Below are 26,933 nucleotides of genomic sequence, written 5' to 3' on the forward strand. Positions count from 1 at the left end.
GGACGAGGTATACGGTCTACTGCCCTGGCTAATCGTCCTGCTGCCCCTCGCCTATACGCTACAGCGCAAGCTGGACATTATGGGCCTGGATGAAGAAAGCTCGGCTGGGCTGGGACTTAACGTGAAACGCGTGCGCACAGGACTACTGGCCGTGTCTGTGGCCCTGGCTGCCGCCTGTGTCGCTGCTATCGGCTCCATTGGCTTTATCGGCCTGCTGGCACCGCATCTGGCACGACGCTTGTTTGGCAACCGCCACCGTTACCTGCTGCCCGGCGCGGCGATGATCGGCGCCCTGATTCTCGTCCTCGCCGACGCGCTGGGACGAGGCTTGAAGCCGCCACTCGAAATTCCTGCCGGTATTGTGACAGCCGTCATTGGCGCGCCCTATTTTCTCTATCTATTGCTGCGGGAACGCAAGTCAAAAGGAAGCGGGTAGTGGTTCTGAACGATTCATCCCGCAGCAATCGATCCTTAAAATGATCGTTTTCTTACTGAAAGGGAAGTAAACTTTAGTTATATGTAAAAATTAGTACCCAAATTGTGAAGAATTAGGATATGATAAAAACTGTAAAATATTCAAAGGCAAAGATGTAAGACTAAATTCATATGATTTTATGGAAGGAGTGATGTGGTGTGAAAATGCATCCAGGTAAGATATTAGAGAGGTCTAAAAAATAGGGAAGTCTATACGGATTTCCCTGTATAGGAGGAATCCAAAATGATTACGCTAAAAGCAATCGACAAAAGTAATTGGGAAGAATGTGCTCAACTTAAACCGAAACCAGAGCAAAAAAGATTTATTGTATCTAATCTTTTTTCAATTGCGGAACGTCAGTTTTTAGATGGATTTTTATCTAAAGCTATTTACAATGACAACGTAATGGTTGGTTTTACGATGTTTGGTTTAGATCCGGATGACGGGAATTACTGGGTTTACCGATTTATGATTGACGAAAGATTTCAAGGTTTTGGCCATGGTTACAATGCTATGTTGCTGGTTATTGACGAAATAAGGAAAGCCAGTGATAGAACTGATGTTATAATGATTGGATATAAACCAGACAATGAACTAGCTAGAAAGCTATATAGAAAATCAGGTTTCAGGGAGGAGGGGATATCACCCTGGGGAGAAATGCTTGGGAAGTATAGGATACAATAGTTCAATTACCGCCTGTCAGGGCGGTTTTCTTTTGGTCGAAAATCAACATTATGATTTAACATAGCCATAATAAAAAGAAAACAGAGAGCCCCTGTATATGACACAGGCAGACTCTCCTTGTAAACTCCCGCACTTATGCAGGCTGCGGTACTTCAACTCCATTCAAAATGAGGTGCATGCGAATGTCCGCTTTTAAGGAATCGGATACTGCACAATATTTTTCCTTGCCCATCTGAATCGCCTTCCACACACGATAATCCGGTATATCTCCATCTACATGGAACGTCAGATCAATTGCTGTAAAGCCTGTCGGCATTTGTTCCTTGCGCGTACCTTCTGCATCAATATCAATTCGGGTAATGTCTGACAAGAAACGATCGAGAATCATCGTAATATCAATACCGATACATCCAGCCAGACCTGCCAGCAGCAGCTCCATTGGTGTCATCCCCTTACCATCGCCGCCATATGCAGCCGTAGCATCCATCCCAACCGAATAACCGGACGGTCCCTCCGAAGTAAATGCGCGTTTGCCATGCCAGGTTGTAGATACTTTCATAATTAAAGCCTTCTTTCTCACTTAATAATCTATAATCAAACGTCAATCTTGTCTCAAAACTCACTAATCTGGTGCAAAAATTTTCGTGTTCTTTCGTGCTGGGGAGCCTCAAAAAATGCCTGTGGTGCAGCCTCCTCCAAAATAATACCGTCTGCCATAAATACTATCTTGTCCGCCACCTCGCGGGCAAATTTCATCTCATGGGTGACGACAACCATCGTCATGCCATCTTGAGCCAGCTCCCGCATCACGCTCAGCACTTCCCCGACCAGTTCGGGATCGAGCGCCGAGGTCGGCTCGTCGAACAGCATGATCGTCGGGTCCATCGCCAGCGCACGTGCAATGGCCACCCGTTGCTGCTGGCCACCAGACAAACGCGCAGGATGTACGTCCTGCTTGTCCGCCAGGCCCACACGCTCCAGCAACCGTTGCCCGATGGATATGGCCTGGTCACGCGGCATTTTTTTCACTGTCAGCAATCCTTCAATAACATTGCCGATAGCCGTTTTGTGCGGGTACAAATTGAATTGCTGAAACACCATTCCCGTCTGTCTGCGAATGTCACGTATGGCTGCTTGACGTGTACGAAGAGGAGCGATGGCATCGACCTCAATCCCGTTCACTGCAAACCTGCCGGAAGACAGCTCCTCCAGACCGTTCAAGCAACGCAGCAAGGTACTTTTACCCGAGCCGCTCGGGCCATGCAATACGACGATTTCACGAGCAGCGACCTGAAAATCAATGCTTTTCAGAACCTCTACTTCTCCGAAACGTTTACCCAATCCGTGTGTTGTTATCATCTTCCATCATCTCCACCTTAATAGGCTCGAGCCAGACGCTTTTCCACCCGCTCCAGTATAGCGGAGAATCCAATGCTCATAATCCAGTACATCAGGCCAATTTCGAGCAGAAACGGCATGTAGCGCAAATACTGCGCCTGTAAAAGCTGTGCCTGACGCATCAATTCACTGACCCCGATGACCGAGACAAGCGACGTTTCCTTAAGCATACCAACAAACGTATTCCCCATCGGGGGAATCGCAATGCGTACAGCCTGTGGAAGAATGATACGCCACATCGTTTGACCGGGCGACATGCCCGTAGCATAGGCCGCTTCGGTCTGTCCCTGTGGTACGGCGAGGATCGCCCCACGGAACGTCTCCGATAAGTACGCTCCCGTGTTAATACTGAGAGCAAGACAAGCAGCCGTCAGCGATCCAAACGATATTCCGTAATCATCCAGCCCATAATAAATGACAGCAATCTGCACCAGAACGGGCGTCCCCCGGATGATAGATACATAACTGCGCGCCAACCACCGGACAGGGCGATTCCCCTTCAATCGTGCGACAGCTACAACCAAACCAATGATTAAGCCGAAAAGCATAGAAACAATCGTAATATACAGCGTATAATAAGCGCCCTTTAATAGAAAAGGGACATTCTCCCACATTAATTCAAGCATCGGTTATATTCCCTTCTTTCAGACGAGTGGCCCCATGTCAGCATAAAAGCCAGGACCGGAGCCAGACGCCTGTAACAGGCTTGCGTTATTCTTTTGGCTCCTCGCCGAACCATTTTTTGAAAATTGTTTTATATGTGCCGTCTTCCTTCATTGCTTTCAGAGCCTTGTTCAAGGCTTCTTTAAGATCAGGCGCATTCTGGTTAATGGCTACGCCCGCTTGGTCGGATTTAATCGGTTCACCCACCGCTTTAATCTGAAAGCCATTTTTATCGACAATAGGCTTGAGTGCATACAGATTGTTAATGGTTGCGTCAATGCGGCCAGAGTTAAGATCCTTTAAGGACGTAATGACATCATCATACGTTTTAATCTCAAAATCGCCTACCTTCGGCAGCACTTCGTTACGCAGATAAGACTCATCATTCGTTCCTAAGCCGACACCAATGGTTTTGCCTTTGAAATCCTCCAGCTTGGTAATATCATTGGTTTTGCTGTTTACGATACTATTTACATGGTTTGTGATATAAGGCTCTGTGAAGTCAATTGCCTTTTTACGATCCTCTGTAATCGTTACCTGGCTGATCACCGCATCGAATTTTTTCTTTTGCAAGCTTGGAATCAGTCCCGAAAATTCCTGTGCTGTAAACTCCGGTTTCACTCCAATTCGCTTCGCCAATTCTTTGGCGATATCCACATCAAATCCGTCCAGTTCCTTTTTATCGTTCAAAAAATTGTACGGTGGGTAGGTCCCCATCATGCCGACCTTGATCACACCAGCCTTCTTGATAGCTTCAAGCTGATTACCCGCTGTCTCATTGCTGCTGCCCGCTCCGTTACCTGTATTGGAAGCTTCCTGTCTCGTTCCGCAAGCACCCAGCACAAGGCTGAACAATACCAGAGTCATAAGGGTGGTTACCAGAAGCCCTTTTTTACGTGTTTTCATAAATCGTTCTCTCCTGTCTGGATGTAAATGATTGAATGCATATGTGTAATTTGGCTATATATTATTTATCGCCTACTGCCCATTCATGCGATATTGACCGTCTAGCCTTGACCTAACAAGCCGTAAAATTCAAAGCTAGCCGCCTCTGCCGCCAATCTTTTAGCCGTTACCTGCCTCATATGGTCATGTGTTCCCTCGGAACCGAATAGCCAGCGTGTAATGACGCCCTCGATCATACTCATAAGTAATGCCGCCCGTAATTCGACATCCAGTTCGGCAGGCAGCATGTCCAGCTCGATTGCTCTTTCCATATTACGCCGGAATGCCAGCTCCATTGCGGTTCTTGTCTCCCGGATACTTTGACGCACCGGTTCATCGACGCCGCTGCCGCTCAACAGCAAGCCCATCAGATAGCGATTCTCCAAGGCAAAATCAAATAAACGGACAAACAGTGCTTCAGAAGCCTTAACCATATCAGCCAGCGTTCCCGCATCGCGGCGATAACCCTGTCCTATCGCTGACAGTAGCTGTTCACGACCTGTAGCAATAATCTCCAGTGCCAATGCCTCTTTGCTTTTAAAATGCCAATAAAACGTGCCTTGGGCTACGCCAGCCTCCACCACGATATCTGAAATTTTCGTTTGATGGTAGCCCTGCTCAGCGAATCGCTTCAATGCAATGTGGAGAAGCTGCGTTCTACGGTCTGTTTCTTCTCCAGTACGGTCAGCAGATTGCTCATTCGCAGCGGTTTCGGACTGCTTCGCCTTCTGTGGCTGCATAGGTCCCCTCCTCCCGATTGATCAGTCAGTCAGTTTTTATTTTTAATCCTATAGGATAAGTAGGCTTTTGTCAAACCAATTCCATACTGTGCGTACAACAAAAAAAGAGAACCTCCGAAAAGGTCCTCTTTATTTTGTAAAGCTCTGTTATAGCAATGCTTTTGCCGCAATATCCGTACGATTGTGCTTGCCTTCAAAGGTAATACGTGCCGCCTGCTCGTAAGCCTTGTCCCGTGCCGCGGCAATGTCACGACCTAAGCCGACCACGCCTAATACGCGTCCGCCGTTCGTTATCCACTCCCCCTGCTCATTGATGCCTGTGCCGGCATGGAACACGATGGCTTCGTCTGCCTCATCCAGTCCGTGAATCGGTATACCTTTGGCGTAGGCTGCTGGATAGCCTCCGGAAGCCAGCACCACACACACCGCCGCTTCATCCTTCCACTCGATCTCCACCTGATCCAGCGTGCCGTTCACGGCAGCGAGAAAAATATCGAGTAGATCGGATTTTAGACGGGGCAGTACGACTTGAGTTTCCGGATCACCGAAGCGGGCGTTAAACTCAATCGTCTTCGGCTTGCCATCTGGCGAAATCATCAATCCAGCGAATAACACACCCCGGAACGGGCGCCCTTCCGCAACCATTGCTTTTGCCGTCGGCTTAATAATCGTCTCAATGGCTTCCTCAATAATGGAATCCGCTATGTGCGGCAGTGGAGAATAGGTGCCCATGCCTCCGGTGTTTGGCCCTTTATCACCATCAAAAACCGGCTTGTGGTCTTGCGCCGCTGCCATCGGACGAACCGTTTCACCATCGACAAAGGAGAGAATCGACATCTCCTGTCCGGCAAGAAATTCCTCGATCACGACCTGTGCACCCGCTTCTCCAAACACCTTCGCTACCATAATATCGGACAGAGCCTTTTCTGCCTCCTCCATCGAGAAGGCAACCGTCACTCCTTTGCCCGCTGCCAGTCCGTCTGCCTTGATGACCACCGGAATCGGCTGTTCCTTCAAGTAGGCATGTGCCTCCTCGTAGGTATAAAACTTGCGATAGGTTGCTGTCGGAATATGGTATTTGTGCAGCAAATCCTTCATGAAGATTTTACTACCTTCAATTTCTGCTGCATTTTTACGCGGTCCGAATACCGGAATGCCTTTCGCTTCAAAGGCATCCACAATGCCGTCAGCCAGCGGATCATCGGGGCCAACCACGACAAGTCCGACTTTTTTGGATTCTGCCAGCTCTGTTAGCGCGTCAAACTCACTCACCGGAATCGGAACGCACTCCGCTAGCTGTCCAATGCCGGCATTGCCCGGCGCACAGTAGATTTTTCCGGCCTTGGGGCTCTTCTTCAGCGCCCACACAATCGCATGCTCGCGGCCGCCCCCTCCGATAACCAAAATATCCATTCAGGTGATTCCTCCCGCTCCTATTATGATCATTCAGGTGTGAAAATGCTTTGCATCCTAACTAATGCAGCTTAGTGCTTGAAGTGACGCACGCCTGTAAAGACCATTGCAATGCCATATTCGTTAGCAACCTTGATGGATTCTTCGTCCTTGATGGAGCCGCCCGGCTGAATAACTGCCGTAATGCCAGCTTTAGCTGCCAGCTCCAGCGTATCGCCCATCGGGAAGTATGCATCGGATGCCAGGACCGCACCCTTTGTTTTTTCTCCAGCCTGTTCAATGGCAATCTTGGCCGCTCCGACACGGTTCATTTGTCCTGCACCTACGCCAATGGTCATATTGTCTGCTGCTAAGACGATGGCATTGGATTTCACATGCTTAACCACTTTCCAGCTAAACAAAAGCTGTTTCAGTTCTTCCGCGGACGGCGCACGCTCCGTTACAACTGTAAGTGCATCCGGGTCTAAAGCATGAATGTCATTTTGCTGAACAACCATGCCACCTTCAATAGAAGTCACAACAAAACGGCTCTCCGGCTGTTCAGACGGGGACATCTCACCCATATCAAGCAAACGGATATTTTTCTTTTTCGTTAAAATTTCCATCGCTTCTTTCGTAAAGCCCGGTGCCAGTACAATTTCCAAAAAGATTTCGCTCAGTTTTTTGGCTGTATCACCGTCAATAATTCGGTTAGCCGCTACAATACCGCCAAAAATGGAGGTTGGATCAGCCGCATACGCCTTGCTGTACGCTTCATAAATACTACCGCCGATTCCCACGCCGCAAGGGTTCATATGCTTCACCGCCACCACTGCTGGTTCGCTGAATTCCTTGACGATTTGCAGTGCCGCGTTAGCATCGTTAATGTTATTGTAGGATAGCTCCTTACCGTGAAGCTGCTTGGCTGTTGTGAGGGTACCCTTCGCTGCCAATGGCTGACGATAAAAAGCCGCCTGTTGATGTGGATTTTCTCCATAACGCAAATCCTGAATTTTTTCATAGGTTACCGTGTACCGCTCAGGCAATGGCTCGCCTGTTACATTCGACAAATAATCGGAAATCAAAGCGTCGTATGCAGCCGTATGACGGAACACCTTTGCTGCCAAACGCTTGCGGGTGTTCAGCTCGGTATCGCCATCCTTGCGGATTTCTTCCAGTACGGTGCTATAGTCATCTGCATCGACCACGACACTTACAAAAGCATGATTTTTCGCCGCAGAACGCAGCATAGTTGGACCGCCGATGTCGATATTTTCAATCGCGTCCTCATAGGTTACACCGGGTTTGGCAATCGTTTCCGCAAAAGGATACAGATTCACAACGACCAGATCAATATAACCCAAGCCAAGCTCCTTCATCTGGCGCTGATGCTCTTCATTATCCCGAACAGCCAGCAAGCCGCTGTGTACCGCAGGATGGAGCGTTTTAACTCGTCCGTCCATAATTTCAGGAAATCCCGTCACCTCTGAAATTCCGATAACAGGAATGCCCTCCTTCGCCAGCAAGCTGCTCGTTCCCCCTGTCGAAACGATCTCCACACCTAATTTGGACAACTCGCGGCAAAACTCCACGATCCCCCGTTTATCCGATACACTAACGAGTGCTCTTTTAATAGTCACCCTGTCTCCTCCTTTAGCTCTTTATCAATTTATTTCCCGAGAAATATCGGAAAATGCTTATACAGCATTCTTGATATGACAATGATATGACAAATTACAATCATTTTTAGAGAAGTGAAACCACCTTGCGACCATTCAAATGAATTTTGCCTTGAGCCAGTCTGCTAACCACTTCCGGATAGAGCTGGCGTTCCACGGATTGAATAGCTGCAGATAACGAATCCGCTGTATCATGCTCGTGTACTTCTACCATACGCTGGGCAATAATGGCCCCGGTATCCATACCTCCATCTACAAAATGAACGGTAACCCCACTGACTTTGACTCCATAAGCCAACGCCTGTCCGACAGCATCCTTCCCAGGAAATGCAGGAAGCAGTGACGGATGAATATTAATGATTTTTCCGGCGTAAGCATCGACCATGACACTGGATAACAGGCGCATGTAGCCTGCCAACACAATGAGATCGATTGATTTCTGCTCCAGCAAAGCAACCAGTTCACGCTCATAGTCTTCTCTGGAAGCATACTCCTTGGGTCGAAACGTATGACAAGCAATACCGGCTTTCTCTGCTCTGGCTACAGCAGGGGCCGCGGGCTTGTCACAGATTAACAGTTCTATGGATGCTCCGCCCAGATCACCTCGAGCAGCCGCATCTACCAATGACTGGAAATTCGTTCCTTCACCTGACGCAAAAACAGCAATACGGTAACCGCTCATTACACCTCGGCTCCCGTAAAGGTCACAATAGAGCTGCCTTCCGTTACCTTCCCGATCACATAGGCATCTTCGCCCTGCTCTTTTAGTACATTCAGTGCAGTCTGTGCATCTTCCTGGCCCACAACGATGACCAATCCGATCCCCATATTAAAGGTCGTGAACATGTCTTTATTGGAAATAGCACCTTTTTCCTGCATCAGCTGAAAAATCGGCAAAATCGGCCAAGCGCCGTATTCTATATCCACATTGACGTGATCCGGCAGCACTCTCGGAATATTTTCGATAAAACCGCCACCCGTGATATGCGCCATGCCTTTAACTTTGACCTTGTCCAGCAAAGCCAAAACGGATTTTACATAGATTTTTGTTGGCTCCAGCAGTACGTCGCCCAGTTTGCCGTTCAAGCCTTCGATTTCATCATGTAAATCATAGCCTTGCTGTTCCAATAACAGCTTGCGAACCAGTGAGAATCCATTGCTATGCACTCCGCTGGAGGCCAGTCCGATTACGGTGTCTCCGGGAGCGATGGAACTGCCGTTAATGATTTTGCTCTTATCCACAATACCGACAGTGAATCCGGCAATATCATATTCACCATCGCTGTACATTCCTGGCATTTCTGCGGTTTCACCGCCGACCAGCGCACAGCCTGATTGGTGGCAGCCCTCGGCGATTCCGGCGACAATGGCTTCGATTTTCTCGGGTACAACCTTGTCACAGGCGAGGTAGTCGAGGAAAAAGAGCGGCTCTGCGCCCCCAACGACAATGTCGTTCACACACATCGCAACCGCATCAATACCAATGGTGTCATGGCGATCCATCGCGAAAGCAAGCTTCAGCTTCGTGCCGACTCCATCCGTACCGGAAACGAGTACCGGCTCCTCGTACTTATCCTTATTCAGGCCGAACAAAGCACCGAATCCGCCCAAATCCGTCAGCACTTCGGGACGGAAGGTACGCTTGACGTGCTTTTTCATCCGTTCTACTGCTTCATTACCGGCAGCGATATCTACCCCTGCGTTTTTGTATGCTTCGGACATTCATGAACACTCCTTCAAATGATTGACCCTCCTAAGTCCTCCCTAACAGGGAGGATTCCATGGGGCTGCTCCCCCTGGACCCCTCAAGAGTCGGTCAGATGCGTAGGGTTGGGTGTTGCTTGGTGGTTGGCTCGTGCTGTGAGTCGCGTGTTTTCCTTGTGGTTGTCGGGATTTTCCCGCCAACCACAAGGACACGCTTTAGAGCGTGGCCGCCTTTGCAGAGGCGGCGGGGCACGTCCCGGGCTGTTTGCTTCGCAAAAGCGGGGACGTGCCGGGCAAAGAAGTGAGCGGCGCCAACGGGCGGCTTACTTCTTTACCCTTTTGGGGCAGGCAGCTTCGCCCTGCCTGCTATGAGCCTCGCTTCGCTGGCTCACGGGCGGCTTTACGGCCGCCCGTTAAAAACTCATGGCATGAAATAGTTATGCCATGAGTTTTTAACTGCCTTTCCTATCCTCTTCCCCGTGGGAACAGAAGAGGTACAGGCACTGCTGCAAAAGGATGCCGCCCTGAGGAACGCAGCGGGTGGACGGATTCTGGAGAAGCGAAGCGTTCGCCTTTGCCGCTGGATTCTAACCCTGTAAAGGGTTATTCCAATCCAGGAATCCAGCGGCAACAGCGATCGGAAGAACCTTCCACACGCGGAGTGGTTCACTCAGAACCGTGCATCCCCATGCCTCCATGCACCGTTGTACCTCTTTTGTTCCCTTTTATCAACAACTACATCCGAGCTTTTCTTCGCCTTTGAAATCCACCTGAGTCGGATAATCGTTGTCGAAGCAAGCCAGACATAAGCCGCCTTTATAATCCTGCTCGTTATGTCCGCCTACAGCAGCGATCAAGCCCTCGGCGCTCATAAAGTAGAGCGAATCAGCGTTAATCTCCTGACGAATTTCCTCGACTGTTTTGGAGGAAGCGATCAGCTCCCGGCGATCCGGCGTGTCAATGCCGTAAAAGCACGGGTTTTTGAAAGGTGGTGAGGTAATACGTACATGTACCTCCAGTGCACCCGCATCCCGTAGCATATTCACGATTCGACGGGAAGTAGTCCCCCGAACGATAGAATCGTCGATCATGATGACGCGTTTGCCTTCGACTACGCGGCGCACAGCGCTCAGCTTCATTTTCACACCCTGCTCGCGCAGTTCCTGACTTGGCTGGATGAACGTACGTCCGGTGTATTTATTTTTAATCATGCCCAGCTCATAGGGAATACCTGTCTGCTCGGCATAACCAATCGCTGCCGAAATACTGGAATCCGGCACCCCGGTAACCAAGTCGGCATCGACAAAAGCTTCCAAAGCCAGCTGGCTGCCCATCCGTTTGCGTGCGGCATGAAGATTAGTCCCGTTCAAATCACTGTCAGGACGAGCAAAATAAATATACTCCATCGCACACAGCGCTTTGCGCTGCTTCTCTTCCGTGTAACGGTCTTCGTGCAGTCCATTTTGATCCAGCACCAGCAGTTCACCCGGCTCGATATCACGCAGCAGCTCTGCCCCAATCGTTTCCAAAGCACAGGACTCGGAAGCAAACAGATAAGCATCTCCCAGTCTGCCCATCGTAACCGGACGCAGACCATTGGGATCAGAAGCCACGAGCAGCTTGTCGTTGGTCATGATCAGGAAGGCGAACCCACCGACGATACGTTTTAATGCATCCTTGGCAGCCTCCACCAAATCCTTGGACGACCGGGCGATCAAATGCGCGACGACCTCTGTATCGCTTGTCGTTTGAAAAATAGACCCGCCTTGCTCCAGCTCATGCCGGATTTGCAAGGCGTTTACGATATTACCGTTCGTTGCTACCGCCAAATCACCATCACGATATTTGAAAACCAAGGGCTGTGCATTCGTCAGCTTGCTGTCTCCACTTGTCGAATAGCGTACATGCCCGATAGCAATGTCGCCTGTTAGCGAAGCCATCAAGTCTTTATTAAACACTTCTTTAACAAGACCCATCCCGCGATGATAATGGAACTCATCCCCACTGCTTACACAGATGCCTGCGCTCTCCTCTCCACGATGCTGGAGCGCATGCAAGCCGTAATAGGCCAGAGAAGCTGCATCGGAGTGTCGGTATACACCAAACACGCCGCATTCCTCTTTTAATTTATCAAACAGCCCCTCTTTACCAGAGCCTTCATTATAATAATCTCCAGTCCACAACGTCCGTGCTGTTATTTCATCAGACATGGAATGACATCCTCCCAGATTTGCTTCAAGCTGGCGACTGCCTCGTTCAAAGCGGGTTGTCCGTTTACCTCAACTGTCAATTGTGTTCCTTCAACTGTACCTAATACGGTAACCGGTACTTCCAGACCACGCAGATGTGCTTCCAGCGCAGACGCCTTATCCGGCGATGCGGATAGCAGAATACGAGATTGGCTTTCGCTGAACAGAGCATGATCAGGACGCAAAGACGTTTCCACGTTAACTTGCGCTCCCAATCCGCCGCTAATACCTGATTCCGCCAGAGCTACAGCCAATCCGCCCTCTGCCAGATCGTGCGCGGACTGTACCAATCCAGTCTGGATCGCACTGAGTACCGCATTCAGAAGCTTCTTCTCCACATTCAAATCCAGCTCGGGCGGACGTCCCTCGGATACACCATGTACGACAGCCTGGAACTCACTGCCCCCCAGCTCGGCTTTCGTTTCTCCCACCAGGAAAATCACGTCGCCCTCGGCTTTGAAGCCTTGTGTCGTAATATGATCTGTATCATGTACCAGACCTACCATACCGACAACAGGCGTCGGATATATGGAACCTTTGGCATTTTCATTGTACAAGCTAACATTGCCCCCAATGACTGGGGTATCCAATACACGGCAAGCTTCTGCCATACCGTCCACAGCTTTTTCCATTTGCCAGAAAATATCCGGCTTTTCAGGGTTACCGAAGTTCAGATTGTCTGTAATTGCCAAAGGCTCGCCACCGGAGCAGACAATGTTACGTGCTGCTTCGCTGACTGCAATCCGTCCGCCCACCTCTGGATCAAGGTATACATAACGTCCGTTACAGTCCGTAGTCATCGCGAGTCCCTTACGGGTACCGTGCACAGTCACTACAGCTGCATCCGAACCCGGACGAACGGCTGTACTGGTGCGAACCATGTAATCATACTGCTCGTATACCCATTTCTTGCTGGCTACACTTGGCGATGAAAGTACCTTTTTCAGCGCACCGTTCAAATCAGTCACTTCCGGGTAACGCAGTGTGTCAACGGCAGCACTTTGCTCGTAATAAGCAGGAACTTCGGAAGGCTTGTCGTAAATCGGGCACTCGTCTACCAGCGCCGTCACTGGCATATCACCCACCACTTCACCGTGATGGAACAAACGCAAACGACCGTCATCCGTCACCTTGCCGACCTTGGCGCAAATAACACCCCAACGCTCGAAAATTTCAAGCGCCTGTGCTTCATCCTTTGGCTCGACAACAAACAACATACGCTCCTGTGATTCGGATAGCATCATTTCATAAGGCGTCATGCCTTCTTCACGCTGCGGTACCTGATCCAGATACAGCTCAAGACCGTTGCCCGCCTTACTTGCCATCTCGGCACTGGAGCAGGTAAGTCCCGCTGCGCCCATATCCTGAATACCCAGCACAATACCGCTGTCGATCAGCTCCAGACAGGATTCCATAACCAGCTTCTCCATAAATGGATCACCTACTTGAACCGCAGTCCGATTCGCTTCCGATTCCTCCGTCAGCTCAACCGATGCGAATGTAGCTCCATGAATGCCGTCACGGCCTGTCGGCGGTCCCACATAGAACACCGGGTTACCGACCCCTTTGGCAACACCACGCTGGATTTTGTCATGATCAATCAATCCAACACACATGGCGTTAACGAGCGGATTGCCTTCATAGCTTTCATCAAATACAACCTCGCCACCTACGGTTGGAATACCGATACAATTTCCATATCCCGCGATACCGGATACCACATGCTCGAACAAATATTTCACACGGTCGCTCTCCAGCTTGCCGAAACGCAGGGAGTTTAACACCGCTACAGGTCTTGCGCCCATGGAGAAAATATCACGAATGATACCGCCTACCCCAGTCGCTGCTCCCTGAAAAGGCTCTACAGCGGATGGATGGTTATGACTTTCGATTTTAAATACAACGGCCTGATTATCACCGATATCTACAATCCCTGCTCCTTCGCCAGGTCCCATCAATACTCGTGGACCACTCGTCGGAAAACGACGCAGCAACGGCTTGGAGTTTTTGTAGGCACAATGCTCTGACCACATGACACTGAACACGCCAATCTCCGTATAATTGGGCTGACGTCCCATAAATTCGCAGATCAACGCATATTCGCTGTCCGACACACCCATCTGCTGATATAGTTTATGTTCGGCAATCTGCTCTGCCGTTGGCTCCTTAGCGGACACTTGCTGCGCCATGACGATCCCTCCAAGCATTCAAAATAGATGTAAACATACGTTTGCCGTCATCCGTTCCAAGCAATGCATCCACCGCGCGTTCCGGGTGGGGCATCATGCCCAGTACATTACCTTGCTCGTTACAAATCCCCGCGATATCCGTCATGGAACCGTTTGGATTATCTTTATACGTAAATACGATCTGATTATTCGCCTGCAAACGAGCCAGCGTCTCATCATCACAGTAATAGTTGCCTTCGCCGTGTGCGATCGGAATAATGATCTCTTCACCAGCAGCATAATCTTTTGTAAAAGGCGTTTTGTTATTCTCGACCTTCAACACCGTATCACGACAAAGGAACTTCATCGACAGATTACGGCGCAGAGCACCCGGCAGCAGCCCGGCTTCGGTCAAAATTTGAAAACCGTTGCAGATACCCAAAATATATTTACCCTCGGCAGCCGCTTTGGCTACTTCCTTCATCACCGGAGCAAACCGGGAAATCGCGCCACAACGCAGGTAATCTCCGTAGGAGAAGCCCCCCGGAACAAGAATACAATCGTAAGGCGACAGATCCGTCGCAGTATGCCATACATAATCGACAGGTTCACCGACCGTGTCCTCTATCGCCTTATAGCAGTCAATATCACAGTTGGAGCCCGGAAAAACCAGAACTGCAAATTTCATGGAATTAGCCCTCCAGTTCGTAGCGGTAGTCTTCAATGACCGTATTAGCCAACAGCTTTTCGCACATCTCGATGACGCGCTTCTCTGCACTCTCGCGGTCTGTTGTATCCAGATTCAGCTCCATATACTTACCAATTCTGACACTGTCCACTTCTCCGAAACCCATAGAATGCAGCGCGCCCTGCACCGCAACCCCCTGCGGATCCAAAACGCTTTGCTTAATTGTGACATAGACCGTTGCTTTTATCATGTTCCTTCAGTTCCTCCTCCGAATGGATAAATCGTATTGGTTTTAAATCAATGATTACTATTTACTGTGCCGTCAGACGCCGCCAAATATCCGTATATCTTGCAGTTGTTTCTTCTACCACCTCAGCAGGCAACGGATCGGGCTTGCTGTTCTTGTCCCAACCGGATGCTGCCAAATAGCTTCGTACCGGCTCCTTATCCATGCTGTCAATCTCCACATCCAGCTCATACTTTTCCTGTGCCCAGAAACGTGATGAATCCGGGGTGAAAATTTCGTCAATCAAAATAACCTTCCCGTTAACAAGACCAAACTCAAACTTGCAATCAGCTAAAATGATTCCACGCTTTTCACAGAAAGCACGGGCAAATTCGTACAACGCCAAGCTTTTTTCTTCAAGCTCACCTGTTAGTTGTGCCCCGACCAGCTCTTTCATTTGGTGAAGAGAAATGTCCTCGTCGTGTCCGACGTCGTTTTTTGCAGCTGGTGTAAATAAAGGCTTGGGAAAGCGTTCATTCTTACGCAGCCCCTCCGGCAATGGAATACCGTTTACCTCACCGGTCTGCTCATACTGACGCCAGCCGCCTCCGGTAATATATCCGCGCACCACACACTCAATGTCAATGCGTTCAGCCTTCAGCGTGACCATGATCCGGTCCTTCAGCAACTCTTTATTCTGTTCGTCGATCACATGCCCGAGCTTGTTCACATCGGTGTGCACGACATGGTTTTCCAACAAGTCTTTCGTCTGCTCAAACCAGAAAGCGCTAAGCTTATTCAGTACATTTCCCTTTTCCGGTACGGGCGGCTCCAACACATAATCAAAAGCCGAAATCCGATCCGTCACGACAATCAGAAAATGCTCTCCGAGATCATACAATTCACGCACCTTGCCTTTGTACAGGAGCGGCGCATGAATCAGACCTTCGGCAGTAGACAATGACATTTCATTACACCTCTTTCAAAAGAGTATTGCCCCTCCTAAATCCTCCCCTCGGGGAGGACCCCCAGGGCTGCTGCCCTCGGGACTCCCGCAAGGCTTGGCTGGTGAGCAGTGGATGATGGAGTATTGTGTAACTGGGGTGGGGCGAGCGCGTTCTGCTGGATTAAGGCTTGTTGGCACAAGCTTTAATCCAGCAACGCTTTTACGTTGATGCAGAGCGACGTTAATACGTACCTACGACGTATTAACGTTTCCGACTCTAAGCTGCAAGTTTTATACCGCTTATGGTTTATCTGGCTCGGCATGCCATGCGGCCGAGCATTAAGGCTTCGCCTGTTGTGCGCATGTTCCACGCTGCGCACTTATACGGTGGCTCAAGGCTTCGCTTCTTGAGCCTGCGCGTTCTCGGGAGGGCAGCGGGCTGTTTGCTACGCAAATTCGGCAGTCCTTCCAAGAACGTTGTTTGCAATGGAAAAGCAGTGGAACACGCTTTTCTATCGCTCTTGGGGAGGTGCGGTATCTTATGTGCCGCACCTTCCCCTAGCTCTGCTCCCATATGAGGGTTAGTGCTGGATTGCAGCGGAGCGGACGGAATCGTTCTGGAGAAGCGTTAGCGCTTGCCTTTGCCTCTGGATTCCAACCTTTACGGGTTTATTACAATCACAGGAATCCAGGGGCAACAGCAATCGGAAGAATGATCCGTTCGCGCAGCGGCCTCTCCACGCACCAACACTCCCACTTACTCCCCTAATCCCAGCTTCTTAAAGATCGTATCTACGTTTTTCAAATGCCAAGCCGGGTTGAACGCGTCCTCGATTTCGTCCGGGCTGAGCACGGCGGTAATTTCCGGAGTAGCCTCGACGATTTCGCGGAACTGGCGTTGCTCTTCCCATGCCTGCATGGCACGCGGCTGCACAGTATCATAGGCTTTTTCACGACTAAAGCCCTTGTCAATCAGCTTCGTCATAATACGGCCGGAGAACGGTACGCCATACGTACGCGCCATATTGCGCTTCATATTTTCAGGGAAGACCGTCAGATTTTTCACGATATTGCCAAAACGGTTCAGCATATAGTTCAGCAGCATCGTTGCATCTGGCAGAATGATACGCTCTACAGAAGAATGCGAGATATCGCGTTCATGCCACAGTGTCACGTTCTCATACGCCGATACCATATGCCCGCGAATGACACGTGCCAGACCGGAGATGTTTTCACTGCCAATCGGATTGCGTTTATGCGGCATCGCGGAAGAACCTTTTTGACCCTTGGCAAAGGCTTCCTCCACCTCACGGAATTCACTCTTTTGCAGTGCGCGGACCTCTGTAGCAAATTTGTCCAAGGATGTAGCGATCAACGCCAATGTCGCCATATATTCAGCATGACGGTCACGCTGGAGCGTCTGTGTCGAGATTGGAGCTGGCTTGGTGCCCAGCTTACGGCATACAAATTCTTCTACAGCCGGGTCAATGTTGGCGTATGTTCCGACTGCACCGGACATTTTACCGTATTGTACCTGATCCGCAGCATAGCGGAAACGCTCCAAATTACGTTTCATTTCCTCGTACCACAAGCCCATCTTCAGTCCGAATGTGGTCGGCTCGGCATGGACTCCATGTGTACGGCCCATCATCGGCGTATGCTTGTAAGCCAATGCTTTTTCCTTCAAAATTTCAATAAAATTCAAAATGTCCCGTTCCAGAATTTCATTCGCCTGCTTCAACAAGTAGCCCAGTGCGGTATCTACCACATCCGTGGAGGTCAGACCATAATGCACCCATTTGCGCTCGTCGCCCAGACTTTCGGATACGGTACGGGTAAAAGCAATGACATCATGTCTCGTCTCCTGCTCAATTTCATAAATCCGGTCAATATCAAAGCTTGCATTCTTACGCAGAGCCACGGTGTCCTCTTTCGGGATAACCCCTAATTCCGCCCAAGCCTCACAGGCACACAGCTCTACTTCCAGCCATGCTTTGAATTTATTTTCTTCCGTCCAAATTGCTCTCATTTCCGGTCTGCTATAGCGTTCGATCATGACTATTTATCCCCCCAAATATTGGTTTGGTCAATCCATTCCAGCGCTTGCTCCGCATCCTGGCACAATAGATTAATATGTCCCATCTTTCGGCCTGGCTTGGCTTCACTTTTTCCATACAAATGCAGCTTGGGCACAACATTCAATCTTTCAGCTTCGGCATCCGGCTGCATAAATCGCTGAACCACATCCTCCAAATGCTCACCCAGCACATTTACCATGACCACCGGATTCAGCAGCTTCGTGCTTCCCAGCGGCAAGCCGCAAATCGCACGTATATGCTGCTCGAACTGCGATGTCGCGCAGCCCTCCATCGTGTAATGACCGGAGTTATGAGGTCTCGGTGCCAGCTCATTCACGTACAATTGTCCGTTTTCGGCAACAAACATTTCTACAGCGAGCAGTCCGACCGCCCCTAACGACTCGACCACAGCTAACGCCAGCCTGCGTGCCTCCTCCTGCACAGATTCCGGGACACGTGCGGGTACAATCGACGTGTGCAAAATATTGTTCACATGAATGTTTTCCGCAGGTGGAAAGGCTTTGGCTTCGCCATTCGTGCTGCGTGCGACGATGACCGAGATTTCGCAGCGAAAACGAATAAACTGCTCCAGCACTAGCTCAGCACCGCTAGCCGCCAATTGTTCGTAGGCTGCTACAGCTTCCTTCGGCTGGCGAATGACCACCTGTCCCTTGCCGTCATAACCGCCGACTGTCGTTTTGAGCACACATGGGACACCTAGTTCAGCAACCGCTTGAACCAAATCCGTAGCACTGCTGATTTCACGATACGGAGCCACAGGAACGCCTGCCGCTTCAATAGAACGCTTTTCACGCAGACGATGCTGTGTTGTGTACAATAGATTGCTGCCCTGCGGTACATTGGATTCCTGTTCCAACAGCGCGGCTACACCCGCATCCACATTTTCAAACTCATACGTAATCACATCGCACTGCCTAGCCAGCTCTCTGGCTGCATGCTCGTCATCATAAGCGGCGCGAATCTGCTCCGACACCTGCCCACATGGACTATCCGGTGCCGGGTCCAGCGTCACAAAGCGGTACCCCAGGTTAGTTCCCGCCAATACAAGCATTCTGCCCAGCTGTCCGCCTCCCAAAATTCCAATCGTTGTGCCAGGAGGACGAACACAGCCTGCAGGTTCACATGCCTCATTCATAGTGAATCACTACCTTCCAGCACCTCATCACGGATACGGTCGCGTCTTGCCACGACCCGCTGGCTTATCTTTTCGTCAAAAGCACCTAATATTTGTGCTGCCAGCAGACCTGCATTCGTAGCACCTGCCTTGCCGATTGCCACAGTGGCAACTGGAATACCACCCGGCATCTGCACAATCGAGAGCAGAGAGTCCAGACCATTCAGCGCCTTCGACTGGACAGGCACACCGATGACGGGCAACGATGTCTTCGCAGCCACCATTCCCGGCAGATGGGCGGCCCCGCCCGCTCCGGCAATAATGACCTTCAGCCCGCGCCCGGCGGCTTCTTCTGCATAATGGAACATCAAATCCGGTGTACGATGGGCTGAAACTACCTTTTTCTCATATCCGATTTCAAGCTCGTCCAGCACAGCACATGCATGTTGCATGGTGTCCCAGTCTGATGTGCTGCCCATAATGACAGCGACCTGCACTGACATGTCCTTCACTCCCTGTTTATCAATAAGCGCCAAAAATCCGGCACTCGAAAATAACGTTATTTTCAAGACACCGGACTACGAAAAAACAAACGACAGAGCTTCATAAAGGCATGCCAAAAGCAAGCCTGTTCCACCGCACCAATGCGGCTTCAGCCGTATGTCTCCCGTAGTCCGGAAATTTAAGGTTTCCAGGTAGAAACTTCCGGGCCATATCCCCGGCATTATACGAGTCAGCATTGTGCCTAATCCATCCCCAACGCTATACATTCCTAGCATCATCGTGATTTGTTTCGGCTCAAACACGTGTACTTTATTAAATTGTACCTAAAGTTCATTTTTTATCGACAATACACTTCATAGTTTAACAATTCCCTACACCCTATGTCAACTTGAAAACGAACATTATTAAAATCATCCAATTAAATGTTCGTGTTTGACAAAATCAACACGCTTATATACCTGAGAGTCTGACAACAGTAGCACATTTAGCCAACTCTCTGCCTCAACTAATAATAGCGGACATTATACTATACAGAAAAAAAGTCGGCACTTCCTGTACAGAAAGTAATCCGACTTTTACTCATTTTATTCTGTTACTTAACGACCAGCACAGGAATGCGCGCATGCTGCACCACATTGTGACTCACGCTGCCCAATACAAATTCACGAATACCACCCAAGCCGCGGCTACCGATCACAATTACATCAAAGCCATTTTCATTAGCATAATCCAAAATAACTTCGGCTGGCGAACCTTGAATCAGTTCTACCTTGGCATCCACACCTTGATCAGCAAGTCGCTTTTTAACTTCATCCGTGGTTTGCTCCGCCAAATCGTAATATTCTTTATTTATCGAAGCCGGAATCGGGGCCAAACCCTCGCCCATGAAGATTCGTGGAAAATCAAATGCCGTTACGACTTCAAGCTTCGAGGACGGTGATGCCTTGGTTAATTCAGCGGCCTTTAGCAAGGCCTTGTTGGCTGCATCCGAACCATCATAAGCGAGCAATATTTTTGAAAATAGCATCATAAACACCTCTTCTTTTTCAGTTTGTTAAATCCAAGCCTGAAATATGTATTCCTTTGCACGCTTGCATAATACATTCGTGGACGCTGAAGTAGCCGCCTTACTCATCATTAAACATCCCTATAAGAGCCTAAACCGGCTTTACCGCAAAAAATATCCATATAGCAATGCGTTAATGAACAGCAACGCAGGAATACCGAGTCTAAAGCTCATATGTCGTGTTTTATGGCGCTTGCGGTACATCGCAATCAACACACCCAATGCCCCTCCGATCAGGGCCAGTAAAAACAGGGTCCTTTCGGGGACGCGATCACGATGCTTACGCGCTCTTTTTTTATCCTCCGACATTACCAGATAGCCTACTGCATTGATAAACAGCAGCCATACGAACAAGCCTGTCTGCAATGTCTCTCCTCCTTTTGCACACCGTACCCATCAGGTATTAGTTCATATGGAACGCTCTCACCCCCATTATACCCCCGCCCCTTTTACAGAAACAATCTTCTTCTGACTGGAATAGCGCTTTATCGGATATAGTAACGTGGTATGAGGAAAAATCCTCAACCACATCTATTTTGTCTCAAAGGAGGACCTGCGATGGAAAGCACCCATGAATACGTTGAAAAGCTGCGAGAAAATGCAAAAAAAGCAGAGCACAACCGTAAACGAGGAAAAGGAACTCCAAGTGCAAGCTTGCCAACCAAACAGCATACCAAAAATCCTTGATAAGGACTCTGTCTAAGCTGTAAAACCATGTATAAATGGATCCAATCAGCTTAACTTGCGGTTTCCTTTGATGAAGTAAAACAAATTGTTTGTTCAGCTTCCACAGAAAACAGTAAGCAGATTCCTTTTTGGGATATCGGCTTGCTGTTTTTGCATTTGGCGTGAGATCCATTGAATACGAATGCTATATATTGTAAAATTGCCTGGAGTTCAGTAACTCTCTCATTCTCCGTAAATGTAAGAGGATGTGAAGATCAGACCAAAAATAGAAATAAAAGTGATTTCATCTTCAGAAAATATGTTTTAAAGTCGTATTTCCTAACATATATATTGACTAAAAACAATTTAACCCCCTATAATTCGTGATATTAACGTAATTCGACAATTTTTTTGTCAGTTAATCTATCATTAACATTCAAGTTTTGACATTGGAGAGGAGCTTTATATGACTAGCATGAAAAAAATGACGATGATTCCCCTATTGGCTGGCCTTATTCTCGGAAGTACCTTATGGAATGGTGGATTTACGAACACCGCAGCAGCAGCCACCAGCACTACTACACCTGCTTCGATCTCTACAACTTCAAACAAAACTGAAAAAACAGAAACCAATCATTTACCCAATATTAAAATACTTGCTACCGGAGGAACCATCGCAGGATCATCTGCTGTCAATACCGATACAACAGGCTACAAAGCAGGCTCACTAGGTGTTGAAACCTTGATTAAAGCTGTTCCTGAGATGAAAAGTATTGCAAACGTCAGCGGTGAACAGATTGTAAACATAGACAGCTCTGATATGAATAACGACATCCTCTTAAAACTTGCCAAACGTACCAATGAACTGCTTGCCAGAGATGATGTAGATGGAGTCGTAATTACGCACGGTACAGATACATTGGAAGAAACCGCCTATTTCCTGGATCTTGTGGTCAAAAGCGATAAGCCTGTAGTTGTCGTTGGCTCTATGCGTCCAGCTACAGCGATCAGCGCCGACGGTCCCTTTAACCTCTATAATGCTGTGAAAGTTGCTGGAGCTTCGAGCTCCAAAGGTCAAGGCGTACTTGTACTACTGAATGACCGCATTGGTGCAGCAAGATACGTCACCAAGACGAACACGACTGCTGTAGATACGTTCAAGTCCATGGAACAGGGGTATCTGGGAGCTGTTGTCGGAGATCAAGTGTATTACTATAATAAATCTGTACGTAAGCATACAACTGCTTCCGTATTCGACATCTCCAATCTGACCGAGCTTCCACAGGTAGATATTTTATACGAATATCAAAACAACGGTCGCTATCTGTATGATGCGGCTGTAGCGGCTGGTGCCAAAGGAATCGTTGTAGCAGGTTCTGGCAATGGCTCCTTGTCCAAAGCCTCTAAAGAAGGTGCTGAGGCTGCTGGCAAAAAAGGAGTCATTATCGCCCGCTCCACGCGTGTAGGAAGTGGAGTCGTATCTCCATCGACGAAAGACGCGGCATCGAACTTTGTTTCCACCGATTCGCTTAATCCGCAAAAAGCACGGATTTTGCTCATGCTCGCTTTGACCCGAACGCATGACGTAAATCAAATCCAATCCTTCTTCAATGAATACTGAGAATAGTCCCAAAGCAATATAACAATCATTACCCCTTTTTACTACAAAAAAGCAGCAGTGACGGTATAAATATCACCGTTCTGCTGCTTTTTTAGTAAGATAATGGCAGATATAAGGGACTGCTCCATCCGAAATTTAATTGCCATAGTCTTACAAGCTATTCTGCCAGCCCGCCTATTCCGCGATCATGACTGTTGCTTGGGAATTCCATTTAGGCTTGGAGGATATTTGGCTTGCTTCTCTGGATGAGGAGCGATTTCTTCCTCCAGTATACTTGATTTATTTTGCTGATTATTGATTTTAAGCGGCTTATGCTTTGGCATAATTGCTCACCTCCTCGGCTTACCATACCAAGGAGTGAGCGTTTTTATACCGACGTACACCTGATATTAATCAGCTTATATCTACTTTTGGCTTTCCTTACTTGCCTTGCTTTTGATCCATGGCCGCCTTTAGCAGATCACCCAAGCTGGAACCAAAAGATTCCTGCTTTTCATATTGTTTTACCAGCTTTTGTTGTTCACGTTTGTTTACCCGTTGCTTGTCCTTATCCAGCGTCTCGGTAATGCCGCAAGACAGACATCTTACATATAGTCCAGCTTTGCCTTCTTTCATTTCCATCTTCTTATGGCACTGCGGACAACGCCGGTTCGACAAACGTTTTTCCCCTGAACGACGGTAACCGCAATCCGTACTTGGACATACAAGAAACTTGCCCTGTTTACCCTTCTTCTCCAACAGCTTTGTACCGCAATTCGGGCAATGACTGTTCGTTACGTTATGAGGCTTATATTCGGCACTGCTATTTTTTACAGTGGAAACCAGTTCTTTCGCCATAGCACGAATAGAGTTCAAAAACGGCTCAGGTTTCCCTTGACCACGCGCGATTCGTTCCAGCTCCGCTTCCCAACGTGCCGTCAGCTCAGGTGTCCGAAGCTGCGGAGCCGCCAACTCAATCAGTTGCTTCCCTTTCCCCGTTGGATGCATCACGTTCCCTTGGCGCTCAATCGTATCCGAGCTGACGAGCTTCTCGATCAGATCAGCACGGGTAGCAGGAGTACCCAATCCATGCTTCTCCATCTGGGCGAGCAAGGCCGCTTCCGTGTACCGCTTCGGAGGCATCGTTCGTCCAGCTCGCACAAGGCAACGCTGTATGCGGACGGCATCTCCTTTTTTCAGTTCAGGCAAAATAACGCCGCGTCCTGTGTTCTCCCGATCGTCTGCTTCTTCATCGTCCATGTCATAATGGCTTCCGTCATATACAGCCCGCCAGCCACTATCTTTTATGGTTGTGCCTTTGACCTGAAATGTCTCCTGTCCTACCGTGACCGATACCGCTACAGCATCATAGCGTGCAGGCGGATAGAACAAACTGATAAAACGACGTGCAATCAGGTCATACAGCTTGCGTTCCTCCGGGCTTAGCTGATTAAGCAGCAATGTCTGCTCTGTAGGAATAATCGCATGGTGATCCGTAACTTTACTGTCATCCACAATTCGCTTTGTGATCGGCAGATTGTTGCGCAGCAAGGGCCGGGCCAAGGATGCATACGGGCCTACAGCTACACTGCTGAGCCTTTCCTTCAGTGTACCTACCATATCAGAGGTTACATACCGACTGTCTGTACGTGGATAGGTGACCAGCTTATGCTGTTCATATAGACGCTGAAGTACATTAGACGTCTGTTTGGCGGAAAAGCCATAACGCTGGTTAGCGTCTCTTTGCAGTTCCGTTAAATCATAAGCCAATGGATGAGGCTCGTTCTTTTCACTCTTTTTAACACTGGCGACCGTCCCTTGGGCACCCTCCAGTCTACGGCGCAAAGCCTCTACTTGCGTACGGTCAAACATACGTGAATCTCCGTTCTCTGCACGCCAAACTGCCTGAAAGTCTCCAAAATCTGCTGTCAAAGTATCATATTCCTGAGATCGAAACTGGGTAATCTCTTTTTCACGTTCCATGATCATCCCCAGCGTTGGTGTCTGTACTCTTCCAGCCGAAAGCTGCGCGTTATACCGGCAAGTCAATGCGCGGGTCACATTGAGTCCAATCATCCAGTCTGCTTCAGCTCTACAGCGAGCAGATTCATATAAACGATCAAACTGCTGACCAGGCAATAGCTTTGCAAAGCCTTCTTTAATCGCCTTGTCTGTCTGCGAAGAAATCCATAAGCGCCGGAAAGGCTTTTTCCAGTTCGCCATTTGTATGATCCAACGTGCCAACAGTTCTCCTTCACGAGCAGCGTCTGTTGCCACGATCAGCTCACCAATGTCCTGTCGCTTCATAAGCTGCTGTACAGCTTTGAATTGATGATTGCTTTCGCGCAGTACCTTTAGCTTCGAGCTCTTTGGAAGAATGGGCAAGTCCTCCAAATTCCAGGATGCATATTTAGAATCATAATCCTCCGGCTCTGCCAAGCCGACCAAATGTCCCAATGCCCATGTCACCACATACTTGGGTCCTTCTATATAACTTTTATGCTTCTCGCGGCTGCCCATCACACGTGCAATTTCTCTGGCCACGGACGGTTTTTCTGCCAATACCAATACCTTCATGTTACGCTCCTTTCTCTCTAGTGTTAATTATACCATCCAGCCATCCTACGATAAATCTATGTCAATGGCTCTTATCAGCATCTTTTATACATACTATTCATATTAATTTTACATGGATTAGGACATCTTATAAATCAGGAATACTCCATTTTAATAGCAGACCCGCATATGTCAGGCCGCCTCCAAATCCGTATAAGATGACATGTTGCCCATACCGTAAACGCCCATCATCCAGGCCACATTGTAAAGCCAACGGGATAGATGCCGCCGATGTATTTCCATAAAACTCTACACTTGTCAGCGTCTTCTCCAAAGGTATTATGCTTCTTTCACATATGGACTCGATCATTCTCAAATTAGCGCTATGAGGTACAAACCAGTCAAGATCTTCCTTCTTCATATCTGCCTGATTCAATAGACGTTCGACTCCCGCTGGAACGGAGCGAACAGCCCATTTATACACCTCACGTCCATTTTGGGCGATAAATCCATGATCTTGCAGCTTCTCTCCATCCAAATTATTTGATAATCCTGCACGGTAAAGATGTGCTCCCCCTTGGCCATAAGTTCCAATATCCGCGGTCAAAAATGACCCCTCATCCTCGTCGTATTCAACAAGTGCAACCCCTGCCCCATCTCCAAAAAGTACACATGTCGTCCGATCCGTGTAGTCTGTGATTTTGGATAACGTTTCCGCTCCCACCACTAACACCTTGCGGTGCAGACCACCCGTAATAAGACCATTTGCCAAATGAAGTCCATAGGCAAACCCTGCACAGGCTGCACTAATATCCATCGACCCCGTATCCAGGATATTAAAATGAGCCTGAATACGTGAAGCCGTACTTGGGAAGTAGTAATCAGGGGTACTCGTCGCTACAATGATCATATCAACATCATTTATATTTACGTCATACAGGTTAATCATACGTGTAATTGCTTGTATACATAAATCTGAGACGTATTGATCTTCAGCTGCAATTCGCCGTTCACGCATACCCGTTCGTTGTACAATCCACTCATCACTCGTATCCACGAGCTTCTCTAAATCGGCATTCGTTAAAATCCGTTCAGGTACATAAGTACCAAGAGCCGTTAACTTTGCTTTTGAATTCAACAATCTGACCACTCTCCTTTGTTATCCTTAATCACATTATAACACCAGATACTAATACCTGGTACTAATTTATTTTAAATTTATTTACACGATGATGAGTCCATCTTAATTTGCACCTATTTCTTTAAATATATAAATATCACTGCTTTCAACGCAAAAAAAGAGTCACGATCTTAGAAGATCATGACTCTTTTAACTGTTGCTTGGCAACGTCCTACTCTCCCAGGACCCTG

27 protein-coding genes and 1 riboswitch are annotated in these 26,933 nt (G+C 48.6%); of the genes, 5 read left to right on the forward strand and 22 right to left on the reverse strand.

The window, feature by feature from the left end; all coding sequences use genetic code 11:
• Together L693_RS0119060 and L693_RS0119065 are read left to right on the forward strand one after the other, a co-directional pair.
• Positions 1–436 (forward strand): FecCD family ABC transporter permease (locus L693_RS0119060; RefSeq protein WP_025719118.1); only part of this gene is annotated, 436 nt, incomplete at its 5' end.
• A gap of 282 nt (positions 437–718) precedes the next feature.
• Positions 719–1,159, forward strand: coding sequence for a GNAT family N-acetyltransferase (locus L693_RS0119065; RefSeq protein ID WP_025719120.1), 441 nt, complete (start codon positions 719–721; stop codon positions 1,157–1,159).
• A 133-nt stretch (positions 1,160–1,292) separates the two neighbouring features.
• Here L693_RS0119065 and L693_RS0119070 read toward each other — a convergent pair whose 3' ends face one another.
• The 9 genes from L693_RS0119070 to purM form a co-directional block, all read right to left on the reverse strand.
• Positions 1,293–1,718, reverse strand: a complete 426-nt coding sequence (locus L693_RS0119070) for an OsmC family protein (protein ID WP_007428851.1) — start codon at positions 1,716–1,718, stop codon at positions 1,293–1,295.
• Between the two features lie 53 nt (positions 1,719–1,771).
• The gene (locus L693_RS0119075) at positions 1,772–2,518 is read right to left on the reverse strand and encodes an amino acid ABC transporter ATP-binding protein (RefSeq protein ID WP_025719123.1); all 747 of its coding nucleotides are present in this window, start codon (positions 2,516–2,518) and stop codon (positions 1,772–1,774) included.
• Positions 2,519–2,535: 17 nt separating this feature from the next.
• A complete protein-coding gene (locus L693_RS0119080) occupies positions 2,536–3,183 on the reverse strand; it encodes an amino acid ABC transporter permease (protein ID WP_025719125.1) in 648 nt (215 codons plus the stop codon).
• A gap of 85 nt (positions 3,184–3,268) precedes the next feature.
• The gene (locus tag L693_RS0119085) at positions 3,269–4,126 is read right to left on the reverse strand and encodes a transporter substrate-binding domain-containing protein (RefSeq protein WP_025719127.1); all 858 of its coding nucleotides are present in this window, start codon (positions 4,124–4,126) and stop codon (positions 3,269–3,271) included.
• 101 nt (positions 4,127–4,227) lie between these two features.
• Positions 4,228–4,905, reverse strand: coding sequence for a TetR/AcrR family transcriptional regulator (locus L693_RS0119090; protein ID WP_025719129.1), 678 nt, complete (start codon positions 4,903–4,905; stop codon positions 4,228–4,230).
• Between the two features lie 147 nt (positions 4,906–5,052).
• The gene (gene purD / locus L693_RS0119095; protein ID WP_025719130.1) at positions 5,053–6,318 is read right to left on the reverse strand and encodes a phosphoribosylamine--glycine ligase; all 1,266 of its coding nucleotides are present in this window, start codon (positions 6,316–6,318) and stop codon (positions 5,053–5,055) included.
• 71 nt (positions 6,319–6,389) lie between these two features.
• The gene (gene purH / locus L693_RS0119100; protein ID WP_025719132.1) at positions 6,390–7,937 is read right to left on the reverse strand and encodes a bifunctional phosphoribosylaminoimidazolecarboxamide formyltransferase/IMP cyclohydrolase; all 1,548 of its coding nucleotides are present in this window, start codon (positions 7,935–7,937) and stop codon (positions 6,390–6,392) included.
• A 106-nt stretch (positions 7,938–8,043) separates the two neighbouring features.
• Positions 8,044–8,658, reverse strand: a complete 615-nt coding sequence (gene purN, locus L693_RS0119105) for a phosphoribosylglycinamide formyltransferase (protein ID WP_025719134.1) — start codon at positions 8,656–8,658, stop codon at positions 8,044–8,046.
• Positions 8,658–9,698, reverse strand: coding sequence for a phosphoribosylformylglycinamidine cyclo-ligase (gene purM / locus L693_RS0119110; RefSeq protein WP_025719136.1), 1,041 nt, complete (start codon positions 9,696–9,698; stop codon positions 8,658–8,660). Before purM ends, purN begins: the two co-directional genes overlap by 1 nt.
• 138 nt (positions 9,699–9,836) lie before the next feature.
• On the opposite strand from purM, the gene L693_RS30135 reads away from it, so the two are divergent.
• Complete coding sequence (locus L693_RS30135) at positions 9,837–10,052, forward strand: hypothetical protein (RefSeq protein ID WP_155983877.1); 216 nt, start codon at positions 9,837–9,839, stop codon at positions 10,050–10,052.
• A 356-nt stretch (positions 10,053–10,408) separates the two neighbouring features.
• Here the strand turns inward: L693_RS30135 and purF are convergent, their stop codons facing one another.
• From purF to L693_RS0119165, 10 genes are all read right to left on the reverse strand, one after another.
• Entirely contained in the window at positions 10,409–11,890 is a 1,482-nt protein-coding gene (gene purF / locus L693_RS0119120) for an amidophosphoribosyltransferase (RefSeq protein WP_025719138.1), read from the reverse strand.
• Positions 11,875–14,118 carry a phosphoribosylformylglycinamidine synthase subunit PurL gene (gene purL, locus L693_RS0119125; protein WP_025719139.1) on the reverse strand — a complete coding sequence of 748 codons (2,244 nt, stop codon included), beginning with the start codon at positions 14,116–14,118 and terminating at the stop codon, positions 11,875–11,877. The genes purF and purL overlap by 16 nt, the downstream gene beginning before the upstream one ends.
• Complete coding sequence (gene purQ / locus L693_RS0119130; RefSeq protein ID WP_025719141.1) at positions 14,096–14,785, reverse strand: phosphoribosylformylglycinamidine synthase subunit PurQ; 690 nt, start codon at positions 14,783–14,785, stop codon at positions 14,096–14,098. The genes purL and purQ overlap by 23 nt, the downstream gene beginning before the upstream one ends.
• Before the next feature lie 4 nt (positions 14,786–14,789).
• Positions 14,790–15,035, reverse strand: coding sequence for a phosphoribosylformylglycinamidine synthase subunit PurS (purS, locus tag L693_RS0119135; RefSeq protein WP_014279841.1), 246 nt, complete (start codon positions 15,033–15,035; stop codon positions 14,790–14,792).
• Positions 15,036–15,096: 61 nt separating this feature from the next.
• The gene (locus L693_RS0119140) at positions 15,097–15,978 is read right to left on the reverse strand and encodes a phosphoribosylaminoimidazolesuccinocarboxamide synthase (protein WP_025719143.1); all 882 of its coding nucleotides are present in this window, start codon (positions 15,976–15,978) and stop codon (positions 15,097–15,099) included.
• Between the two features lie 736 nt (positions 15,979–16,714).
• A complete protein-coding gene (purB, locus tag L693_RS0119145) occupies positions 16,715–18,013 on the reverse strand; it encodes an adenylosuccinate lyase (protein WP_025719145.1) in 1,299 nt (432 codons plus the stop codon).
• A 2-nt stretch (positions 18,014–18,015) separates the two neighbouring features.
• A complete protein-coding gene (gene purK, locus L693_RS0119150; protein WP_025719146.1) occupies positions 18,016–19,191 on the reverse strand; it encodes a 5-(carboxyamino)imidazole ribonucleotide synthase in 1,176 nt (391 codons plus the stop codon).
• Entirely contained in the window at positions 19,188–19,673 is a 486-nt protein-coding gene (gene purE / locus L693_RS0119155; RefSeq protein WP_025719147.1) for a 5-(carboxyamino)imidazole ribonucleotide mutase, read from the reverse strand. The genes purK and purE overlap by 4 nt, the downstream gene beginning before the upstream one ends.
• Before the next feature lie 147 nt (positions 19,674–19,820).
• Positions 19,821–19,922: riboswitch (purine riboswitch) on the reverse strand.
• Between the two features lie 344 nt (positions 19,923–20,266).
• Positions 20,267–20,701 carry a universal stress protein gene (locus tag L693_RS0119160; protein ID WP_025719149.1) on the reverse strand — a complete coding sequence of 145 codons (435 nt, stop codon included), beginning with the start codon at positions 20,699–20,701 and terminating at the stop codon, positions 20,267–20,269.
• A gap of 141 nt (positions 20,702–20,842) precedes the next feature.
• The gene (locus L693_RS0119165; protein WP_010348778.1) at positions 20,843–21,106 is read right to left on the reverse strand and encodes a DUF1294 domain-containing protein; all 264 of its coding nucleotides are present in this window, start codon (positions 21,104–21,106) and stop codon (positions 20,843–20,845) included.
• 192 nt (positions 21,107–21,298) lie between these two features.
• On the opposite strand from L693_RS0119165, the gene L693_RS29430 reads away from it, so the two are divergent.
• Entirely contained in the window at positions 21,299–21,427 is a 129-nt protein-coding gene (locus L693_RS29430) for a DUF4023 family protein (protein ID WP_007428828.1), read from the forward strand.
• A 445-nt stretch (positions 21,428–21,872) separates the two neighbouring features.
• Entirely contained in the window at positions 21,873–23,027 is a 1,155-nt protein-coding gene (locus L693_RS0119175; RefSeq protein ID WP_025719151.1) for a type II asparaginase, read from the forward strand.
• Between the two features lie 185 nt (positions 23,028–23,212).
• Here the strand turns inward: L693_RS0119175 and L693_RS30710 are convergent, their stop codons facing one another.
• From L693_RS30710 to L693_RS0119190, 3 genes are all read right to left on the reverse strand, one after another.
• Positions 23,213–23,350: a hypothetical protein gene (locus tag L693_RS30710; RefSeq protein WP_167518699.1), complete on the reverse strand. Its 138-nt coding sequence runs from the start codon at positions 23,348–23,350 to the stop codon at positions 23,213–23,215.
• A gap of 97 nt (positions 23,351–23,447) precedes the next feature.
• Positions 23,448–25,583, reverse strand: a complete 2,136-nt coding sequence (locus tag L693_RS0119185; protein WP_025719153.1) for a DNA topoisomerase III — start codon at positions 25,581–25,583, stop codon at positions 23,448–23,450.
• Positions 25,584–25,710: 127 nt separating this feature from the next.
• Complete coding sequence (locus tag L693_RS0119190) at positions 25,711–26,703, reverse strand: ketoacyl-ACP synthase III (protein WP_025719155.1); 993 nt, start codon at positions 26,701–26,703, stop codon at positions 25,711–25,713.
• Positions 26,704–26,933: the final 230 nt, after the last annotated feature.

This window comes from Paenibacillus sp. 1-18, assembly GCF_000520755.1.
GTDB lineage: Bacteria > Bacillota > Bacilli > Paenibacillales > Paenibacillaceae > Paenibacillus > Paenibacillus brasilensis.

What these genes read in the sequence shown, in the direction of transcription:
- L693_RS0119065 (WP_025719120.1), top strand. Translation starts at nt 719, where the DNA reads ATGATTACGCTAAAAGCAATCGACAAAAGTAATTGGGAAGAATGTGCT.
- L693_RS0119070 (WP_007428851.1), bottom strand. Translation starts at nt 1,718, where the DNA reads ATGAAAGTATCTACAACCTGGCATGGCAAACGCGCATTTACTTCGGAG.
- L693_RS0119075 (WP_025719123.1), bottom strand. Translation starts at nt 2,518, where the DNA reads ATGATAACAACACACGGATTGGGTAAACGTTTCGGAGAAGTAGAGGTT.
- L693_RS0119080 (WP_025719125.1), bottom strand. Translation starts at nt 3,183, where the DNA reads ATGCTTGAATTAATGTGGGAGAATGTCCCTTTTCTATTAAAGGGCGCT.
- L693_RS0119085 (WP_025719127.1), bottom strand. Translation starts at nt 4,126, where the DNA reads ATGAAAACACGTAAAAAAGGGCTTCTGGTAACCACCCTTATGACTCTG.
- L693_RS0119090 (WP_025719129.1), bottom strand. Translation starts at nt 4,905, where the DNA reads ATGCAGCCACAGAAGGCGAAGCAGTCCGAAACCGCTGCGAATGAGCAA.
- purD (WP_025719130.1), bottom strand. Translation starts at nt 6,318, where the DNA reads ATGGATATTTTGGTTATCGGAGGGGGCGGCCGCGAGCATGCGATTGTG.
- purN (WP_025719134.1), bottom strand. Translation starts at nt 8,658, where the DNA reads ATGAGCGGTTACCGTATTGCTGTTTTTGCGTCAGGTGAAGGAACGAAT.
- purM (WP_025719136.1), bottom strand. Translation starts at nt 9,698, where the DNA reads ATGTCCGAAGCATACAAAAACGCAGGGGTAGATATCGCTGCCGGTAAT.
- purF (WP_025719138.1), bottom strand. Translation starts at nt 11,890, where the DNA reads ATGTCTGATGAAATAACAGCACGGACGTTGTGGACTGGAGATTATTAT.
- purL (WP_025719139.1), bottom strand. Translation starts at nt 14,118, where the DNA reads ATGGCGCAGCAAGTGTCCGCTAAGGAGCCAACGGCAGAGCAGATTGCC.
- purQ (WP_025719141.1), bottom strand. Translation starts at nt 14,785, where the DNA reads ATGAAATTTGCAGTTCTGGTTTTTCCGGGCTCCAACTGTGATATTGAC.
- purS (WP_014279841.1), bottom strand. Translation starts at nt 15,035, where the DNA reads ATGATAAAAGCAACGGTCTATGTCACAATTAAGCAAAGCGTTTTGGAT.
- L693_RS0119140 (WP_025719143.1), bottom strand. Translation starts at nt 15,978, where the DNA reads ATGTCATTGTCTACTGCCGAAGGTCTGATTCATGCGCCGCTCCTGTAC.
- purB (WP_025719145.1), bottom strand. Translation starts at nt 18,013, where the DNA reads ATGATCGAACGCTATAGCAGACCGGAAATGAGAGCAATTTGGACGGAA.
- purK (WP_025719146.1), bottom strand. Translation starts at nt 19,191, where the DNA reads ATGAATGAGGCATGTGAACCTGCAGGCTGTGTTCGTCCTCCTGGCACA.
- purE (WP_025719147.1), bottom strand. Translation starts at nt 19,673, where the DNA reads ATGTCAGTGCAGGTCGCTGTCATTATGGGCAGCACATCAGACTGGGAC.
- L693_RS0119160 (WP_025719149.1), bottom strand. Translation starts at nt 20,701, where the DNA reads ATGCTATTTTCAAAAATATTGCTCGCTTATGATGGTTCGGATGCAGCC.
- L693_RS29430 (WP_007428828.1), top strand. Translation starts at nt 21,299, where the DNA reads ATGGAAAGCACCCATGAATACGTTGAAAAGCTGCGAGAAAATGCAAAA.
- L693_RS0119175 (WP_025719151.1), top strand. Translation starts at nt 21,873, where the DNA reads ATGACTAGCATGAAAAAAATGACGATGATTCCCCTATTGGCTGGCCTT.
- L693_RS30710 (WP_167518699.1), bottom strand. Translation starts at nt 23,350, where the DNA reads ATGCCAAAGCATAAGCCGCTTAAAATCAATAATCAGCAAAATAAATCA.
- L693_RS0119185 (WP_025719153.1), bottom strand. Translation starts at nt 25,583, where the DNA reads ATGAAGGTATTGGTATTGGCAGAAAAACCGTCCGTGGCCAGAGAAATT.